This window comes from Psychrobacillus sp. FSL H8-0484 (genome assembly GCF_038005325.1).
Lineage (GTDB): Bacteria > Bacillota > Bacilli > Bacillales_A > Planococcaceae > Psychrobacillus.
Map to the genome: position 1 here is coordinate 13,586 of NZ_JBBOSZ010000002.1, position 19,425 is coordinate 33,010.

Here is a 19,425-nt window from a genome sequence, read left to right on the forward strand (position 1 = left end):
TTTTCCCCAGGGGATAAGAGTGCTTTTTTTTTCGAAAGGAGATTTACTTTAAAATATTCATATGGAAAACTCAATATATCCTTAACTTGTAAACAGAAAATAAAGTTGTTCAAAAACTAAACTAAAGGGACTATACTTAAACTTATTTTTGTATTTATATATCTAGCAGCAATAATGGTTCCTAATACAAGTTTTGAATTATAAAAAACTTCAATACATAGTCCAGTTTGATGTTAAACATGAGGATCATCATATTTATTTATATCATAACAATTTGACTGGATAGATTAAATAAAGTTTTCGAGTAGCGTTTACTGCTCGTTTTTTTTTTTTGACATTTACTCTTATAATTCTACTAAAAATCGTATAGAATGCTTTAAAACTATTATTAAGGAGGAAATTATGTGAAGAAAATTTATGAAAAACTACGAACAGCAGAAGGGTGGACTAAGTTAAATATACTTTTTAGATTATTAATCTTTATATTATTTATCACTACTATCGGGCAGCTTTTCTTTGAAAAAGAAGTGACACTATGGGAAGTTGTCAAAAATGGATTTTCGGGAACATATGTAATAGGGCAATATATTATTTATGGATTTTATGTTATTGCCAAAATGCTTGTAATTATCGTACCAACAATCGGTGCAGCGTTACTTATTCGATTGATTAACTATAAAGACACTTTGAGTGTTAAAGCATACAGAATAGCAAGTACAGGAGGAATTTTCACCGCCGTTGTTATTTGGGTTGTTCTTTTATTCGTAGGTTATATTTATAAAATAACGATTGAAGAAAATTATCTATTCTTCGATGCACTTAATAATTGGGAAGCAATTTTCCAACTGTACGAGTATATGTTGCCAGCACTTGCACTGACTTTCATTGATAATACTTTTACCGAAATTAGAAGTGCTAAGAAAATTAAACAACGAAAAAAATTATCACAAGTTGTCGAAAACGAGATTGTTGAAATTTTCTCTGAAGGTAATTTAACAACAGCAGAACAGCTTCACTTATTGAGAAATTTAAAAAAGCAAACCAATAAACATCTCAAAAATAAACATTAATTCTATACTAGCCAATATAAGATAATACAATTCTTGTTCTTTAAAAATAAAGTTGTTCCTTTTTGTGCTGTTCAACTGCTATGGTTGAAATCAAAAATAAAATTGTATTAATATATATAACTTTTGTGATACCAATCAATAAGGTCCTTTATACAAAGTGGTTTCGTTACATTTTGTACGACTTTATTATTTTTGTATGACTTAATTTTCAGTTCACACAACTAACTAATGTCCTTCTGGTAGGGAATCCTGAACTTGTATTTTCAAATAAATCTAAAACTGATATATTACCCTCGATTTTTTGCTCAACCCACATGGTTCAGTTAAGATAAAAGAACCAACATAGTAAGTAGGAAAGCACACAGAAAAATATACAAATAATAGCCCCCCTTTCAGATGGCATTAAAATACTTAAAAATTAAGGAGAGATTTCGAATGTTAGAAAAATATCCTAGAGCTAAAAAAATTGTAGATGATCTAAATTATCATGAATACTTAGCAGATACTAAATGGATTCAAATGACTCCTGAAGAAGCTGCTATAAATTTAGCAAAGTTAATTTTAGTGAATGAATCACTCATTTCTAGTTCTATACCATTAAAACGTATGGCACAAAAACAAGTAGATAATGATTATAACGAAATAGGTAACAGCCTCCATGTATTTGCAAAAGAAGAAGGCCGTTCGCAAGTAGGATTAACAAATGAAGATGTGACAAAACTATTTGCACACATTGAACTTGGTGGTTCACGATATTCTCAACAGTCATTACACTAATTGTGAATATCACTGTTGAGGCAGTATGAAACGAAAGAAAATTAATATACAACTAAAGACAAGAGAAGAATCTAATCTGCAAGTTAAAGAATAGGTTCTTCTCTTTTTTTATTGATATTCTTATTACTTCGTGTATTATAATGGGTTTACTAAAGTATACAATTTGTCCTATTATTACATATAGTCAAAAATAGTAAAATTTCATTTATTAGTATACCAATTTATTATAAATATCGGATGATACTTATTAAATATAGAAGGAGATGACATTTTGGAAAAAACAACAGACAGGCTTAAAGTTGGTATAAGGATACGCAAAATACGCAAAGATAAGAAAATGACCTTAGAAGAGTTATCTAAAGGTATTTGTTCTGTGGGAACAATGTCAAATATTGAGAACGGTTTATCCAATATTAGAGAAGAGACTCTCATTCTTTTAGCGAATAAATTAAACGTTTCTATAAATGAATTTTTCCCCAAAAAAACAGAGGAAGAAGTACGCTTTTGGGATATGTTAGAAATCATAAAACATATGCTAGCATATGATCGTGGAGCGGATGCTCTCGATAAAATTCATGATATTAGACAAAAATATAAGGTGCTTTTAAACAATAGCTCATCTCTAAGAAAACAAATCAAATATACTGAAGCATTGGCATACAAATCATTAGGTAATGAGTTAAGTATGTCATCCTCACTGGAAGAAATACTTGATTTCCCTGCACAGAATCAGAGTGATATCTTGATTCGAAGTAAAACTTATCATTTACTAGGAGAATTATATGTAAAAAGAAATAGTTTTCATATGGCAATAGAAAAATTTAAAGCGGCTGCTAATGAGTTACAATCATATAATTTAGATATACCATGGAGGATTAATTACAATCTATGCGTTTTGTACATGTACCAACATGAATATAATAAATCATCTATTTACTTATCACTTATTAAACAAAAGAATACCCGACTTATTTACGTAAAAGCTTTACTAAAATTACTTACTAATGATTATGAAGCAGGTATGCAACTATTAGATGTAATCCGCTTGGAATTATTAGATAAAAATGACTTAGAATTATTAATTAAAGTATCCATTGCTTCTTTATATTTTGCTAGTTTTTCACATTCACACTATCTAGATCGTATTGATGGTAGTAAATCTTATATGGAAAATGAATTATTAAACACAAAGTTTATAAACGAAAAAGAGATTAAATTAATGGTGCTAAAATTACAATTTCACATTGCAACAAATATTCATTACAAAAATAAACAATCAACACAATATCTATCAATTCTTTATGAATTTGAAAACAAATATAATTATCATGAAACCCATCACGTTACCTTGTTATTAGATGCAATCAACACTAAATCATTAACAAAAGATCCTAAAAAATATGAAGATAAGTTAATGTTAGCTAAACAAATAATGGAGAAAAAAGAAATTTTCAATAACCATTATTTTATGATTTTATACGAAATGGCTTTACTTAATAACGAGACAAATACATTTTCTTTTAAAGCTATCGAACATTGGCGAAATTATTCATCTATCGACTTTCTTGATTTAATTCAATTTGAAAACTTTTTCCCAGAAGTAGTCGAATTATAGAATAGCTAAATTTATAATGTAATGCTAATATTCACTTTTCTAAGTGTAGAAAGTGATACCAAAACATGGTATACTAAATGCAAATAATGTAACTATTCGAATGCGAAGCACGCATCTCTCTATTGAGGGATGTGTGCTTTTTTGTTTTAACCCGTAAAGCATAATAAAATGATGAAGAGAGGTAATTTATGCCATGTATAAAAAGTTGACCGCTATTACACTCAGCACATTACTCTTATCAAGTTGTAGTGAATCCTTTACTGCACCAGATTACACCAATGCCCCATCAATAGAAGTAAATAAAGAGGTGAATGCTCTACAAGTTCCAGAATCAAAAGCTGTCATTGACGGTGTAGTAGTTGAAGTATTAGATGGAAATCAATTTAAAGTACAAGTAGGTGAAAATGCACTATTGCGAGGATTAGGACTTTCTCCAAACCAAATTATATTAGTTCGGTTAGCACTCACTCAGGCACCAGACCGGGTGGATGGCCAACCATTTGGTGAAGAAGCTTATGTCTTTGTGAAAAATATATTAGAAGGAAAAGAAGTTGAATTAGAGTTAGATTTAGACAATCTTGCAATAGAATCAGATTCCCTTTCTGCATTTGCATATGTAAATGGTAAAAGAGTACAAGATTTATTACTTGAGAATGGCTTTTCTATGCTTTTAAACAATCCTAATTCTTCTTTTTTACACATTTCTGATTTACGCTCATTAGAAGATCATGCAGCTCTAAACGGCAAAGGAATTTGGTCTATTCCCGAATACGCAGACTTAGAAACTGGCTTTAATCAACTAGCAATTAAAACGAGTGGAATGAGTAAGGAATTTATAACATCAGTCAGCCAAGAATTAGGTAAGGAAAGTCAACGAATCATAAATGATTTGAATTCTGAAATTGAAAAATAAGAGTTATCCCACTAGCCACTGGTAAAAAAATATATTCAATAGAATAGAACTTTTTGCAATAAAAGATGAAATTACAGGAGGAATTATTCATGACACAAATAGTCATAATCGATAAACATCAAATTTTCCGTGAAGGTTTAAAAGCTTTATTAACTAGAAATGGCACAATAGAAGTAGTTGGAGAGGGAAACAAAGTATCAGATCTCTTTCCACTAAACAAGAAATACAGACCTGATATTTTGTTAGTCGATATAGATCAACATTTTTCTGAATTTACTTCTATAGTTAAAACTTTTTCCTCAATATATCCAGATACCAAAGTCATTGCTTTAACTTATTCAGAAAACGATGCATATGTGTTGGATTGCATTAATGCTGGAGTAAGTGGCTATTTATTAAAAAATATGGAACCCGATAAGATTATATATGCTATTCAGAAAGTGATTGAAGGTTACGCTTATTTTGGTCCAACAGCTACTAAGAAACTTATTAAAGAGTACCGAAAAATGAATGATAATGTGATTACAAATAAATTTATCCAAACAAATCTTCATCCCCCTAGAAAAATATTATCAAAAAGAGAATGTCAAATTTTGCAGTTATTAACCGATGGCAAAAGTAATCGTGATATTAGTACTGACTTGTTTATTTCAGAAAAGACAGTAAAAAATCATGTTTCAAATGTATTGCTAAAACTAGCGGTAAATGATCGTACACAAGCGGTTTTAAAGGGGATTAAAAATAGTTGGGTAGAACTTCGTTGATGCTGTTTTTCTCAGCTTCAAGTGTCACACTTATAGAGGAAGTAAAATCGCAAAAGAGGTTGCAAAGAATAACAATACATTTCACTCATTATTTTAGTATTCGAATCGATCGGGGGATTTTCATTGTTTCCTAAGTATATATTTAGCACAACCAGGTTTCTATTAATAATAGGGGTAATATTATTTGGAGCAGGGACCTATTATTTTTTCGATAACACAGGACATTCTATTTGGATGTTTGGAATACTTACAAGCATGTTTAGTACTTCTTATTGGTTTCTCTTTAGGTTTATTGGAATCATCGATAGAACAGCTAAATTAGAAGAAATAGAGCACCATTTATTAAATGGTCATGAAATAGTAATTAACAAACCGACCAATTGGAGCAAAACTAAACCAATTGATCGGACCAGTGAACAAAAGATAGCAGCCCTTCGATATTACAAACTCGTACTAAAACGAATTAGAGATTTAACCTTTGCTATTTCCTTATTTGCAACTGGGACAATTATTATGAATTATTCGTCATTCATTGAATTCATTCAAAAATAGCAACAATAAAGACAACTATGACAATACAGTAGGGGGGGATAGTTTGAATGACTATGACAGTACAAGTTATATTAGCCAATCTTATACTATCAGGAATAGTTTCATTAGCTTACTATATTGCAAATCCACTAAAAACCAAATGAATTCGAAAATTACATATTAAGAGAGGGAGATATCTTGATGATAAATCAATTAGAAAAAAGAAAAAATTGGAGGTATTTTAATTCATGGCATTAAATGAATTAAAAAAAGAAGATTTTTATTTTGTAAAAGAAGTAGCACTCCGTGGCACGACACCATCTAAAATAAATATGTTTTTGATTGGTGCAACCATATATAGTTTCTTAACAATAGCTGTTTCAACATATGCAGTAATACTAAGGAACTAGTATATGCACCTGTTTTATATAAGTTCAATATGGCTCTTCTAATTGCATTTATTGTTCAATTAATACTCGTTATTTTATTTGTAAAGAATAATATTTTACTCAAATTTCAAAAATTGCAGGCATGGATGTTACCAATCGTAGGATTTAAAATGTCGATTGACTTATATGTATTATATTTCTTTTTATGCATCGATCATAATGCGCCTGAAATAATGTCAACTATAGCACTTATTATGCTAATTATCGGACTTGTACTTTTAATTATTTCTATACTCAGAATTATACAAAGTGCAAAAGCTGGGACTTTTAGAAGAGATGGAAAAGGCCTATTTAAAAATCAAAACAATACCAGTTTGTGGTTTTATGTTGGCGGTGTTTCTGTGATTGCCATTCTAAGAAGACTATGTGTTTGCATTTATTTTTGGAATAGTAAAGATAATAATAGACGCTTTTTAATGCTATTTGAAAGTGAATTTTAATACATATATTAAACATTGAGAAATTAAATTGTTCATTTAACAATACGATTGGTTTGCTAACCAGAAAAGAGGACTGTCGAAATGCAGTATTTACTGGAGGGAATTACATGAAGGAAATTAAAGTGATGGCATGGAACATTGAATCGCTAAAGACAAAAGTGAAAAGGCTCGCAATACAGACGATAATACAGAACTCTTTAGCAGATATTTTTGTTTTATCTGAGTTTCCAAATAATCAGGACGGTCTTAATCTATTGGAAAGTTTATCAAAAGATTATAGCTATATTTTACCTACTGGAAAAAAAACGTATAGAAAAAATAAATCCTCCTTCCCTATTGATGTCGGTCAGAAAATTAAAGTTGGATATGTAGTTCCACCTAAAATTGACACTATTATAGAGCCCAAGGAAAGACTCTGGATGATTACAATAGTGCTGATTCGTAAAGGTAATAATATATTACAAGATGTTAAGATTGAGGATGTTAAAGTTGCCCATTCTGAAGGGAAAGAATTAACAATGGATACACCTTATAGATGGTTAGAAATAAAAGGCGTCCTTTGGGGTGAAGATATTTCGATAATAGGGGTTCACATTAAACAATATCCAAAGGGCATGAACTATTGGAACTATCTACAAAGCCATTTACAAATAAGTGGAATAGACCGTAAAGTAATAATTATTGGGGATATGAATGTTTCAACGGAAAAGAATGCTTGTCAGACTGCATTTGAGAATTTGAAAAGTATATCGAATTTAGAAGATCTTGCTGAATTGGATAAAAATATGAGCAGGACATTTAAATGGGGTACTAGAATTGATTATGTGCTTCTATCTAAGACCTTCTTTGATGAAAACGTAGAAGTAGAATACTTATATGATGAAGGTGGCATGGGTTTTTCAAATTCAGACCACGTAAACATTGGTGTCACTATCAAGAGAAACGATTAAAAATTTGTAAAAGGACATAAATGCATGTTCATATATGCGATTGTACATACATTTTTGTCCGAGCTGTACATACTTTTATGTCGTTGTACAAAACAACATTATTATTTCCACACATAAAAATTAACTAAAGGCGATAGAAGAGTTTGAAAATACAAGTTCGCAAAATACTAATTTAACGAACATATAATGATAATCTAATAGTATTGGTTATAATAAGTAAAATGTTGCGTGATAATAAAGTTGTTTAAAAATAATAAAGTTATTTAATTTTTTGAATGAATTTGAGTTGTTCTCTTTTTGTTGTTGATACTCTGCTAAACGATGTAATTACATCGTTTTACACCAGTTTTCGGGAAGTAGAATCTTACTTCTCGGAAGATAAAAAACCTTAGAATCCGACTGGTTATGACTATAGTTTTTTGGGAAGGTAGATTGGTAGTAAAAGTTAGCATGTAAGGAAGAATATTGTTATAATTTGTTTAAAAGATAGGAGATAACTCGGTGGCGAAAAATATATTTACATCCATTAGCGATTTTTCCAAGAACTGTGTTGATTTAGATCCGACTAGACTCGGAACAGCAAGAAGCAGCCGAAATTGGCTTGTTGAAAAAATTGAAAATTTTGAAAACAGAGATGAGTACTTTCCTGAAATTTATAGTAAAGAAAACAATGTCCAAATGGGATCGTTTGCAAGACGAACAAAAATTCGCCCGTTGGATGACATTGATTTTATTATAGTCTTTTCAGCAAACGGAAGTACTTATAACACAAATTCTAATAACGAAATTACTATTTCCGTTCCTGAGACAGCAACTAATTTAAGGCGTTTGACGAATGACAACTATACCTTAAACTCGGTTAAGCTTTTAAATAAGTTAAAAAGCTCTTTACAGAATGTCCCGCAGTATTCAGCGGCAGATATTAAACGTAATCAAGAAGCTACAACACTTAAACTAACTAGCTATGATTGGAATTTTGATATAGTTCCGGCTTTTTTAACGGCTCCTGATAGCTTTCAAAGGACATACTATCTAATCCCCGATGGTTATGGTAAATGGAAAAAAACTGATCCGCGGGTAGATGCTAAAAGAGCAACTGAAATAAATCAAAAGCGGAACGGGAAAGTATTAAGGATTATAAGGCTTATTAAGTATTGGCAAAAAAGACCGGTTGTGCCGGGCATTGGCTCTTACCTGTTAGAGAATTTAGTTTTAAATTACTTTGATACTAACGAGGTATCTCCTACTGACCAGTTGGCTTTAAGCGATGTTTTCTATAATTTAAGCAACAGTATTTATTCTAGCTGTTATGATCCCAAAGGAATACAAGGGGATTTAAATACACTTCCTTTTGAAACCAAACAGAAATTCTCTGAAGCAGCCGCAAAAGCTTATTTATGTGTACAAAATGCTATTGATTTCGTGGCTAAAGATAACCATAAAGCAGCCCACGATGAATGGAAAAAAGTTTTTGGAAGTGATTTCCCTGAATATGGATGAAATTTACATTAATGGAAAACAGAATGAACCTGAATCATTGCGTCTTTTGGCTGCCATGCGTATTCTGTATGGAAGAGCGAAGATCTTACGTTCTTTTAGAGTCTTTATAACAGTATTGCTTCCTATTGTTAGTGTTTTAAGTTTAAAATATTTCTCTAACTTTAAGGAAGAATTAGCATTCATAGCTGGAGTTTGGCTGGTTCTTAACAGGATTTTCTTTATAGAAATTGAAAAAAGCATGGTAAAAGACGCGGCAAAAATTCAGGAAAAATTTGATGTGGATTTATTTCAAATTTCTTGGAATAACCTTTTAGTAGGTGAGAAGATTCCAATTGAGCGGATAATGAGGTTGAATGAAAAGTCACAGGAAAAAGAGGAAAATCTTAAAAATTGGTATCCTGGATTAAAAAGTCCCAATCATTTTTTTAATGTTTTATTGGCTCAAAAAACAAACATTATTTGGGATATAGAACAAAGGAAGTTTTATAAAAATGTATTATACTGGATCCTTATTCTGTATATTTTAATTTTGTTAGGAACTTGCTTCCTAATGAATTTACCTACCCAAACTTTGATAATTTCCTTTTTAGTTCCATCTTTTCCTTTGATCCTGCACTTAATTGAGACAGCTAATGGGCATAAGCAGCGGCATGAATCATTAGAAAAAGTTTTACCGAAAGTGACAGCCGATGTTGAAAATTATTCAAGAACTGGTGATGGCATAGTAAATACCAGCAGGGGTTACCAGGATATTGTGTTTTTAAAACGTTGTGACGTAAACATGGTCCCTGACAAAATTTACTGGTTAAAGAGAAATCTGTTTGACAAAATAGCAAAAGAGACAAATGAAGCTCAGAGCGATATACGATAAACAAAAAACCTCCGGTTCTTAACCGGAGGTTTTTTGTGGCAGTTACGTTTACCAGCCGTATCTGCAATGCTCATGTCAGTGACATTCCAAACAATCACGCGTAGCCGCATTTCAAGAGCCTAGTTCCTTACTCTCTAATTCCTCAATTATGCTTTATAGCGACAAAACTCTGTACCTTCTAGGTTAAGCTAAATGGGTGTTTTCATCCCCCCACACTTCTGTTACAATAAATTTAAGAACTAATGTTCGTTAATATTTTATTTTGCGAACAGTACACTAATTATTATCGCAATTGTTAAATTATTTTATAAGAATCGAGATGACACCCCTATGCTCCTTACACCTGAAGCACAAAACGTGAATAAACTTATAGAAAAGCATTTATCTACAATGCCATTTTACATCCAAGAATATATACGCGCTAAAAAACGCTCAGGGTTATCCCCTAACACGCTTTTGCAATATCTATACAGATACATCCATTTTTTAAATTGGCTGCTTAGAGAAGCGATAGTGGACGTTGAGAGCATAGATAAAATTCCTCTCTCCTCTTTGGAAAATTTAAAAAAGACAGAAGTTGAATTGTATATTGAATATTTAAGAGAAGAAGAAATCCCAGCTGAAAAAAATGCAAAAAAACATCGTGGTGATCAAGTCGTCTTTCTATCAGTTCAATCTCTTAAATCTTTGTTTAATTATTTAACAAAGGAAACGGAAACTACCGATGGCGAATGCTACTTCTACCGTAATGTCATGAGTAAAATTGTATTACTAACAAAAAAAGAAACGGCAAATCGTCGAGCAGAAAAAATAAGTTCTGTTATTTTAAATGAAGAAGAAATCGATGACTTTTTATTTTTTGTTGAAAATGGATATGAACATACATTATCGAATAAACTTTCTCGCCAACGATTCCTTCGTGATAAGGAACGCGATAAAGCCATACTCTCCCTAATGTTAGGTTCCGGGATTCGTGTTAAAGAAGCAACTCAATTGGAATTAAAAAAAATTAATCTAACAAAAAATAAGATTGGAATCACTAGAAAAGGAAATGGCGAAGATACAGTAGGTGTATTAGATTCCGCGATGCAGGATTTAAAAAGATACCTGGATATTCGTAAAGAGCGATACCCTGGTGCAGTGGACTCCCCGTTCTGCTTTATAACGGACTATAAAGGGATTCGACCTTTATCTAGCCGAGCTGTACAAAAATTAGTACATAAATACACTGGTGCTTTTTCTTCAGATAAAGGAATTAGCCCACATAAGTTACGTCATAGTTTTGCTGCAGATTATATTCGTAAAGGCGGAGAATTAATATTATTAAAAGGTCAAATGGGACATAGAAACATAGAGACTACAACTCTTTATACAAATTTATCAAGTAAAGAGAATCAAGTGATATTAGATCGTATGGATGAAAGTCGTCGCTCCCAAAGTGATATCCACAAAGAAACTGAGTGATCAAATATCACTCGGTTTCTTCTAATACTGACCAATCCTCAGCTTGCGAGAGTTCAACCTCAAATTCTTCCAGGAATATCTTTAAGACAACCTCTGCATTATCTGGTCCGCCTATATGACAATCCTCTGGGGAAAGTGCAACAGTAATTGTATCCCATACGTATATTTCTTTTAGCGTTCTTAAGTTTCTTCGGATCTACTCAATCTCTTTTATAAATAACAAATATGCCCATATTCGATTTCGGTCTTTACCGCAAAAAAATCTAAATCCAAGTCTAAGATTAAGGAGCTCCTATTAGTATAATTCATGAGATTTTTTGTGCTTGTTATACGAGATCTACGTCCCAACCAGCCTCAAACATGTTTCTACAAGTAGGGGGTGGACAGTTTAGTTCACGGGATCATTGTCCCACGCACCCGTTAGTGAAATAAGAACCTAATTACCAATCTGGTCCATCATCACTATCAGCCACTTTAAGGTTAAATGCATTAGAATCTAAATTATTCTTTTTAACTATCCCAAAGAAAATTGATTTTACCTCTTCTTGTTCGGATTCAGTAGCGTCTTTATTGTTTAAGATATATTTCACCTGAACATCATCCACAGAATACGTGTTTGGCCATAATTATTTCAATCCACACTCCCTATGTAGGGAGCGACTCTTTAACTTCCTCTTCATATTCATAACCAATAGCAATTTCAATCCACACTCCCTATGTAGGGAGCGACATATGAAGGGACGGTTAAATGGCGATTACTAAAATTTCAATCCACACTCCCTATGTAGGGAGCGACCACCTTGGAAAAATTAAAAGACATTGTAAATCATATTTCAATCCACACTCCCTATGTAGGGAGCGACTAAATTCACAGTATCCCATACAATTACTGCATTATTTCAATCCACACTCCCTATGTAGGGAGCGACCGAACAAAATCAACATAAACAGAGGAACGATTGCAATTTCAATCCACACTCCCTATGTAGGGAGCGACTGATGGAAAAGAGATTTCATTCTCCATCTCAATATTTCAATCCACACTCCCTATGTAGGGAGCGACTGAACAAAAATAATATCGCTCTCATATTTTTCAATTTCAATCCACACTCCCTATGTAGGGAGCGACATATCACTTAATGATGAATTTATTTCATCTAAAATTTCAATCCACACTCCCTATGTAGGGAGCGACAATATGTTTTCCTCCACGGCATCTAGTACACAAATTTCAATCCACACTCCCTATGTAGGGAGCGACAGCTGTGGTATAGAACGGCACAGGGCTTTCTTTATTTCAATCCACACTCCCTATGTAGGGAGCGACGTTGTTTCCAGTGATTCCATTTTCTCCTCCAACTTCTATTTCAATCCACACTCCCTATGTAGGGAGCGACTGCGTTCCCAATTCCTCTTTCTAACATAGATCATTTCAATCCACACTCCCTATGTAGGGAGCGACGGTTGCTTCACCAGACTACTACTTAGATACAATTATTTCAATCCACACTCCCTATGTAGGGAGCGACTTGCTCTTTGGATTTTTGTAGTAAGACCGATGTTATTTCAATCCACACTCCCTATGTAGGGAGCGACAAACCTTAAAGCGCAAGAGAAGCAAGTCCAACTAATTTCAATCCACACTCCCTATGTAGGGAGCGACCTATATAAATGTTGTTCACTGTTGTTTGTTTCGATTTCAATCCACACTCCCTATGTAGGGAGCGACGCGAAGTTGGGTTCGACTGCTTCATACGGTATATATTTCAATCCACACTCCCTATGTAGGGAGCGACTTTTGGTCTTTCGAATTCGTATTCCTTCTTTGTATTTCAATCCACACTCCCTATGTAGGGAGCGACAATAGCCACTTTTTTTTCCTCCTTATCATTTTTTAACTTCAATCCACACTCCCTATGTAGGGAGCGACATCAAGCTTTCACAACACATAAAAGTAATGGTGGATTTCAATCCACACTCCCTATGTAGGGAGCGACGTCTTTTTTGGTCTATTTACTTTAGTACACTAAAATTTCAATCCACACTCCCTATGTAGGGAGCGACTGCTCGACTACTAGAGGTAGAGCTGAATGAGATGCAATTTCAATCCACACTCCCTATGTAGGGAGCGACTACCACTCCTGGTAAACATCTTGAAAAAGTTGATTTATTTCAATCCACACTCCCTATGTAGGGAGCGACCGTTTGTTGTTCTTGTAGATTCAAGCCATTCAATATTTCAATCCACACTCCCTATGTAGGGAGCGACATGCGGCAACTGTGGGCACGTACACCCAGCTACCATTTCAATCCACACTCCCTATGTAGGGAGCGACTTTAATCTTCGTCATATTATTTCCCCTCTTGCTGATTTCAATCCACACTCCCTATGTAGGGAGCGACGTAACACTTTTACCAGGCGATACAGAGCCATCGATTTCAATCCACACTCCCTATGTAGGGAGCGACATCGATTTATAGATTCAGCAGCGTACACATTTATTTCAATCCACACTCCCTATGTAGGGAGCGACCCCCTCGCCGGGTGGCAGGTTCTCACAATGGGTGAATTTCAATCCACACTCCCTATGTAGGGAGCGACGCTATTCAAATCATCCAATGCATTAACTTTGCGATTTCAATCCACACTCCCTATGTAGGGAGCGACGAATACGCAGGGCAATTATTAAAACCCTTTGTTATTTCAATCCACACTCCCTATGTAGGGAGCGACCTCCTTATTAATTTAATCCAACGTGCCAATACACATTTCAATCCACACTCCCTATGTAGGGAGCGACGCTGTTCGTACCATTGAAATGTTATTCGAAACAAATTTCAATCCACACTCCCTATGTAGGGAGCGACGCTTTGTTTAAGAGAGGTGATCGCATGGAAACAGATTTCAATCCACACTCCTATGTAGGGAGCGACGCCATTGTAAAAGTGGATGCTGCCAACTATGAAATTTCAATCCACACTCCCTATGTAGGGAGCGACGATGAAGTCTTTTGGTCTTTCTCACGATACTTCTTATTTCAATCCACACTCCCTATGTAGGGAGCGACTCATAGTATATTGTGATAGATGTCGAAATAGGGCATTTCAATCCACACTCCCTATGTAGGGAGCGACCAAAACTAATTAATCACATGGATGATCTACAAAAAATTTCAATCCACACTCCCTATGTAGGGAGCGACCACAGATCCAGTGTTAAAGAGAAGACATTGGAAATTTCAATCCACACTCCCTATGTAGGGAGCGACTTAACCACCTCCAACAGGTGGTGTAGTACCTGTGTATTTCAATCCACACTCCCTATGTAGGGAGCGACCTCGGTGAAAAATATGATTCTCCTGTTTTAAGAATTTCAATCCACACTCCCTATGTAGGGAGCGACTTTTGGTGGCTGCTGTAAAACATGTGCTGATAAGATTTCAATCCACACTCCCTATGTAGGGAGCGACGTACTCTTAAACTAATGAGGGGGTTACATAAATATTTCAATCCACACTCCCTATGTAGGGAGCGACGCAACCCAGGTAAATTACCAAAAGCACCAGAACCAATTTCAATCCACACTCCCTATGTAGGGAGCGACCCAGAACCAGAACATTGGGATGGTTTATTACCAATTTCAATCCACACTCCCTATGTAGGGAGCGACACCACCTAAAAATCCAAGCGATACGATTATAATTATTTCAATCCACACTCCCTATGTAGGGAGCGACGCGGTTCCAGTCTTAGGGATGCGGTACAAGATCCTGATTTCAATCCACACTCCCTATGTAGGGAGCGACCTTATCAACAAATTTCATTGCTTAACACCAACTAATTTCAATCCACACTCCCTATGTAGGGAGCGACGTAAGCGGTCTTTGGTTGCTGAATTCGCATAACTAATTTCAATCCACACTCCCTATGTAGGGAGCGACAAAAAGGAGTGTTTTGATGGGGCGATTAACCCAAATTTCAATCCACACTCCCTATGTAGGGAGCGACTGTTTTGTTTCAACTTGCCAACGTAAACCAAGTTATTTCAATCCACACTCCCTATGTAGGGAGCGACCATTGTCCCTATTGCGAGCATGGCCATACAAACCTAATTTCAATCCACACTCCCTATGTAGGGAGCGACTAACCAACAGCCCCCATTAATACATCTGTTAATTATTTCAATCCACACTCCCTATGTAGGGAGCGACACTAGCCCCCAGCGCTGCCCGCTATTGATAATCGATTTCAATCCACACTCCCTATGTAGGGAGCGACGATACCTCCGAAAAGGATTAAACCTGCTCCTGCTACTATTTCAATCCACACTCCCTATGTAGGGAGCGACGTAAACTATGCTGATATTTACGCAAAACAAGTAAGATTTCAATCCACACTCCCTATGTAGGGAGCGACCCTGACTATGAGTTTAATGGAAACGAAATGAATGTAATTTCAATCCACACTCCCTATGTAGGGAGCGACGTGAACAAATTGACACCTGTAAATATTTAATGCTATTTCAATCCACACTCCCTATGTAGGGAGCGACACTTTACGCACACTTTTCCCGTCAATTGTAACTATTTCAATCCACACTCCCTATGTAGGGAGCGACAATTTTAAAAATTGGTGCTTCAGGTTCGACATTATTTCAATCCACACTCCCTATGTAGGGAGCGACATCTGCCGTTGGTGCCGCACTTGCCATAGTTGTTATTTCAATCCACACTCCCTATGTAGGGAGCGACTCGAATTGGGTAATTGCGAAGGCGCAAATATATGTATTTCAATCCACACTCCCTATGTAGGGAGCGACATTAGGCTTATCTGGAATATCTAACCACGATACTATTTCAATCCACACTCCCTATGTAGGGAGCGACTTCGTAAAATGTCAATAAAATTTTTAGGAAAAGATTTCAATCCACACTCCCTATGTAGGGAGCGACTGTTTACCCTCATAAGCCGTTTTTGCAAAATCACGATTTCAATCCACACTCCCTATGTAGGGAGCGACCTTGATATCATTGATAATACAATTGCTTCATAATCAATTTCAATCCACACTCCCTATGTAGGGAGCGACTGCGAAAATCAACAAAAAAATATCTATTCGTTAATATTTTCACTAAAAAATATTTTTTATATAATTCTAATAACCTAAACAATACATCTTAAAATAGCTTTAATTCATAAATTCTTGGTGCGAATCCTCTTATACTTTTATGCTCACTTAATGTTCGCACCAATAACTAACTATAAAATTAATGTATCTTCTACATTAATCGTTTCTTTGGCTCCGATATGTTCTACTTTCATTTTGTAATTTTTACCTAGTTGATAAAAACGTAAACTATCTTCTTGTTGGTTGATAATTTCAGCTAAAGCTAATTGAAGTTGTTTGAATTGTGTTGCGTCTACTATACATTCGAACACTGAGTTTTGCACACGTACTCCATAATTCTCACAAGTTTTAGCAACTTTCCGTAATCTTTTTCGTCCTGCAGCGGTTTTTGTTACAACATCATAGGTCACAAGTACAAGCATTACTCTACCTCATTTCCACAAAAAGGGGGGGTACTCTTCCAAATCACCACGTAAAAATCTTGCTAACAACATTGATTGTGTATGAGGTACTAGTCCCCAATTGATTTTTTCTTTTAGAAAAGGATGAGTTAATGACTCTTGCTTTCTCTCTTGCCATGCTTTAATAAACTTTTTACGCCCTTCATCTGTTAACAGAACAGCCCCATTCTCCTTTTGTACAAAATCATTTGCAGTCAAAATCTTCTTATTAATGACTTTCAATACAAAGCGATCAGCTACTACACCACGTAATTCTTCCATAACGTCTAACGCTAAAGAAGCCCGTCCTGGTCGATCTCTATGCAAGAAACCGACATATGCATCCAATCCAACTGCTTCTAGAGCTGCAGCAACATCTGAAGAAAGTAATGTATAAGCTAAAGATAATAATGCATTAACATTGTCTGTAGGTGGACGACGGTTTCGTGTTTTAAAAAAGAATGACTCTCTTTGTTGTAATATCATTTGATCAAAACATTTAAAATAACTATTGGCGGCTTGACCTTCAAACCCTCTTAGTTGTTCTAAATCCTCTGTTTGTAAAATATCTTTTAGAATACCCGATAAACTACTCGAAGTTTTTTTGATCATAGGGACATCAATTCGCATTGGATAATCACGTGTCATACGCTCCAATATCCATTTCTGATTTGCCACTTTAGCAAAAATAAAATTTCGTGCAATTTTTGCACTTTCAATTTCATTATCTGAAATACGATATTGTATTTTTCTTAACACAACATTTCCTCTCGATTCCCCAATAACACGAGCCAAAAATCTACCAGACCGAGATAAAAAGGTCAAAGATATATTTTGAGTAGCGCAGGCATGCATTAAAGAAGGACTTGCTCCAGCATAACCAAATGTACAAATTGCCTCTAAATTATGAAGTGGAATTCTCCCCAATTGTGTATCATCTTTTGTGATAACTACGTTTTCACCTTTCAAAGATATATAAATATCTGGCGTCGTAATAAACAATGTATTAAGTAATTTTCGCATTATAAATACCTCTCCATATAGCGACGTACAGAAATTGTTTGTTCTAATACTGGCAGGCACAGATTAAGTAAAGAACAACTTTGACAGTGCTTACCCATTTTCACTTTTGGCGTAAACTGGTTTTTATAATAGTGATGCATTTGCTTGAATATCTTACTCACTTCATCACGCATTGATTCTGTAATTTCTATTTCCACTCTTCGTTTTATTTCGTCATAAAAGAGATAGGCCACATTTATTTCACAAAGCAGCATTTCTTCTAAGCACATAGCCTGCGCAACAAGCTGCACTATATCTTCTTGACCTTTTTTTGGTTTTCCACGCTTATATTCAATAGGAATTGGTTGATATCTTCCTAATTCTCCATGGAGTTCAATACCATTCTCATCACTGATAAATTCCACTACATCACAAATACCAGACGTTTTTAATTCATGCGAGCGAACAGGCATTGCTCGCACAATTAATTTATTTCCTCGTTTTTCACGAACAAATGGTCGATCCGCTTTTTCATGAATATATTGCCCTTCAATAGTACGAACATTTTCTTCCCACTGTTGTTCAATATGAATAAGTGCCCATTGACGTTGACAAAATCGGAAATGCTGGATGCCTGACAGCATTAAATAATCTGATTCATCATTTTCCTTCAAATTCATGAACATCTAACCCATCAAGTTCATTTAATTGAATTGTCACTTCATCAAATGACTTAGCATCTTCAGCCATTTTCACTTGCAATGAACGATGAACTTTTGCAGAAGAATATTGACCTAACTTGGAATTATGTTCCCACCAATATACTTTGTGAACTTCAAGAGAACCTTCTGGACGAGCAGAAGATGCATCATTTTCGAATAATGAAATGAAAGCTTCCTTTAATTTTTCTGCATCTTCATTTGTAAAACCGGTTTTCTCTGCTAATTGGGTATTGATACTACCGACAAATTTATACACACCAAAATCTACACGATGCTTCATACCCATTGTGTCCGAGCCTTTTTTGTCACTCGTCACAGAGTTCACACTTTTTGTAATTTGAATGCTTGAGATGTTGATTGGCTGTAAACTAATAGCAGGATGGATTGATACAGGTCCACGAACACCAACAGACAAAGAATCTCCTTTAAAAGCGAACACTTGACCAAAAGCCCGCACATCGTACCAATTCTCACTAGCTAGTAATGCAAATGAATCTGCATTTCCTTTTTTATCGTTTTTTATCTTTTTAAGTTCAGGAACCGACTCCGCACGATCATTTAAACTTTTAAAACCATCGTTCGCTCGGTCATCTGATTGTACAAAAATGGTTTCACCTAAATCTTGCAAGCGATTACGGATTTTCCGTTTAATACAAACATCTGATACTTCACCGTAACCATCATAGTTTTGACGAGGACGATTCCCATTTAGTGGATCTCCATTCGGATTAGCATTGTGTACAGAAAAAATTACTGCGAAATCAATTTTATGATCTAAAGTGGCCATGT

17 protein-coding genes and 2 CRISPR repeat arrays are annotated in these 19,425 nt (G+C 34.8%); of the genes, 12 read left to right on the plus strand and 5 right to left on the minus strand.

The annotated features are described in order from the left end of the window. Positions 1–404 precede the first annotated feature (404 nt). From MHH81_RS20545 to xerS, 12 genes are all read left to right on the plus strand, one after another. Entirely contained in the window at positions 405–1,070 is a 666-nt protein-coding gene (locus tag MHH81_RS20545) for a hypothetical protein (RefSeq protein ID WP_340925454.1), read from the plus strand. A gap of 435 nt (positions 1,071–1,505) precedes the next feature. Next, positions 1,506–1,847, plus strand: a complete 342-nt coding sequence (locus MHH81_RS20550) for a hypothetical protein (protein ID WP_340925456.1) — start codon at positions 1,506–1,508, stop codon at positions 1,845–1,847. Between the two features lie 271 nt (positions 1,848–2,118). Further along, positions 2,119–3,462, plus strand: coding sequence for a helix-turn-helix domain-containing protein (locus MHH81_RS20555; RefSeq protein WP_340925458.1), 1,344 nt, complete (start codon positions 2,119–2,121; stop codon positions 3,460–3,462). A 193-nt stretch (positions 3,463–3,655) separates the two neighbouring features. Continuing rightward, on the plus strand, positions 3,656–4,375 hold the full coding sequence (locus tag MHH81_RS20560; protein WP_340925460.1) for a thermonuclease family protein: 720 nt from the start codon (positions 3,656–3,658) through the stop codon (positions 4,373–4,375). Positions 4,376–4,464: 89 nt separating this feature from the next. Beyond that, positions 4,465–5,139, plus strand: coding sequence for a response regulator transcription factor (locus tag MHH81_RS20565; RefSeq protein WP_340925462.1), 675 nt, complete (start codon positions 4,465–4,467; stop codon positions 5,137–5,139). A 123-nt stretch (positions 5,140–5,262) separates the two neighbouring features. Next, positions 5,263–5,691: a hypothetical protein gene (locus MHH81_RS20570; protein WP_340925464.1), complete on the plus strand. Its 429-nt coding sequence runs from the start codon at positions 5,263–5,265 to the stop codon at positions 5,689–5,691. Between the two features lie 227 nt (positions 5,692–5,918). Then, positions 5,919–6,080, plus strand: a complete 162-nt coding sequence (locus MHH81_RS20575) for a hypothetical protein (RefSeq protein ID WP_340925466.1) — start codon at positions 5,919–5,921, stop codon at positions 6,078–6,080. Positions 6,081–6,205: 125 nt separating this feature from the next. Continuing rightward, a complete protein-coding gene (locus MHH81_RS20580) occupies positions 6,206–6,559 on the plus strand; it encodes a hypothetical protein (protein WP_340925468.1) in 354 nt (117 codons plus the stop codon). Between the two features lie 107 nt (positions 6,560–6,666). Then, entirely contained in the window at positions 6,667–7,509 is an 843-nt protein-coding gene (locus MHH81_RS20585) for an endonuclease/exonuclease/phosphatase family protein (protein WP_340925470.1), read from the plus strand. A gap of 501 nt (positions 7,510–8,010) precedes the next feature. Continuing rightward, a complete protein-coding gene (locus MHH81_RS20590) occupies positions 8,011–9,009 on the plus strand; it encodes a hypothetical protein (RefSeq protein WP_340925472.1) in 999 nt (332 codons plus the stop codon). Further along, a complete protein-coding gene (locus tag MHH81_RS20595) occupies positions 8,963–9,880 on the plus strand; it encodes an S-4TM family putative pore-forming effector (RefSeq protein ID WP_340925474.1) in 918 nt (305 codons plus the stop codon). The genes MHH81_RS20590 and MHH81_RS20595 overlap by 47 nt, the downstream gene beginning before the upstream one ends. 330 nt (positions 9,881–10,210) lie before the next feature. After that, positions 10,211–11,344, plus strand: coding sequence for a tyrosine recombinase XerS (xerS, locus tag MHH81_RS20600; RefSeq protein WP_340925476.1), 1,134 nt, complete (start codon positions 10,211–10,213; stop codon positions 11,342–11,344). Between the two features lie 440 nt (positions 11,345–11,784). On the opposite strand, the gene MHH81_RS20605 is transcribed toward xerS, so the two are convergent. From MHH81_RS20605 to cas7c, 5 genes are all read right to left on the minus strand, one after another. Continuing rightward, positions 11,785–11,934 (minus strand): hypothetical protein, encoded by a 150-nt coding sequence (locus MHH81_RS20605; RefSeq protein ID WP_340925478.1) that lies wholly within the window; start codon positions 11,932–11,934, stop codon positions 11,785–11,787. 38 nt (positions 11,935–11,972) lie between these two features. Further along, positions 11,973–14,213: a CRISPR direct-repeat array (repeat unit 33 nt; unit sequence ATTTCAATCCACACTCCCTATGTAGGGAGCGAC). 98 nt (positions 14,214–14,311) lie between these two features. Beyond that, positions 14,312–16,433: a CRISPR direct-repeat array (repeat unit 33 nt; unit sequence ATTTCAATCCACACTCCCTATGTAGGGAGCGAC). 170 nt (positions 16,434–16,603) lie between these two features. Next, positions 16,604–16,894 carry a CRISPR-associated endonuclease Cas2 gene (gene cas2 / locus MHH81_RS20610; protein ID WP_340925480.1) on the minus strand — a complete coding sequence of 97 codons (291 nt, stop codon included), beginning with the start codon at positions 16,892–16,894 and terminating at the stop codon, positions 16,604–16,606. Positions 16,895–16,903: 9 nt separating this feature from the next. Then, on the minus strand, positions 16,904–17,935 hold the full coding sequence (cas1c, locus tag MHH81_RS20615; protein WP_340925482.1) for a type I-C CRISPR-associated endonuclease Cas1c: 1,032 nt from the start codon (positions 17,933–17,935) through the stop codon (positions 16,904–16,906). After that, positions 17,935–18,588: a CRISPR-associated protein Cas4 gene (gene cas4, locus MHH81_RS20620; RefSeq protein WP_445678149.1), complete on the minus strand. Its 654-nt coding sequence runs from the start codon at positions 18,586–18,588 to the stop codon at positions 17,935–17,937. Before cas4 ends, cas1c begins: the two co-directional genes overlap by 1 nt. Then, a complete protein-coding gene (gene cas7c / locus MHH81_RS20625; RefSeq protein WP_340925487.1) occupies positions 18,575–19,423 on the minus strand; it encodes a type I-C CRISPR-associated protein Cas7/Csd2 in 849 nt (282 codons plus the stop codon). Before cas7c ends, cas4 begins: the two co-directional genes overlap by 14 nt. Between the last annotated feature and the right edge of the window lie 2 nt (positions 19,424–19,425).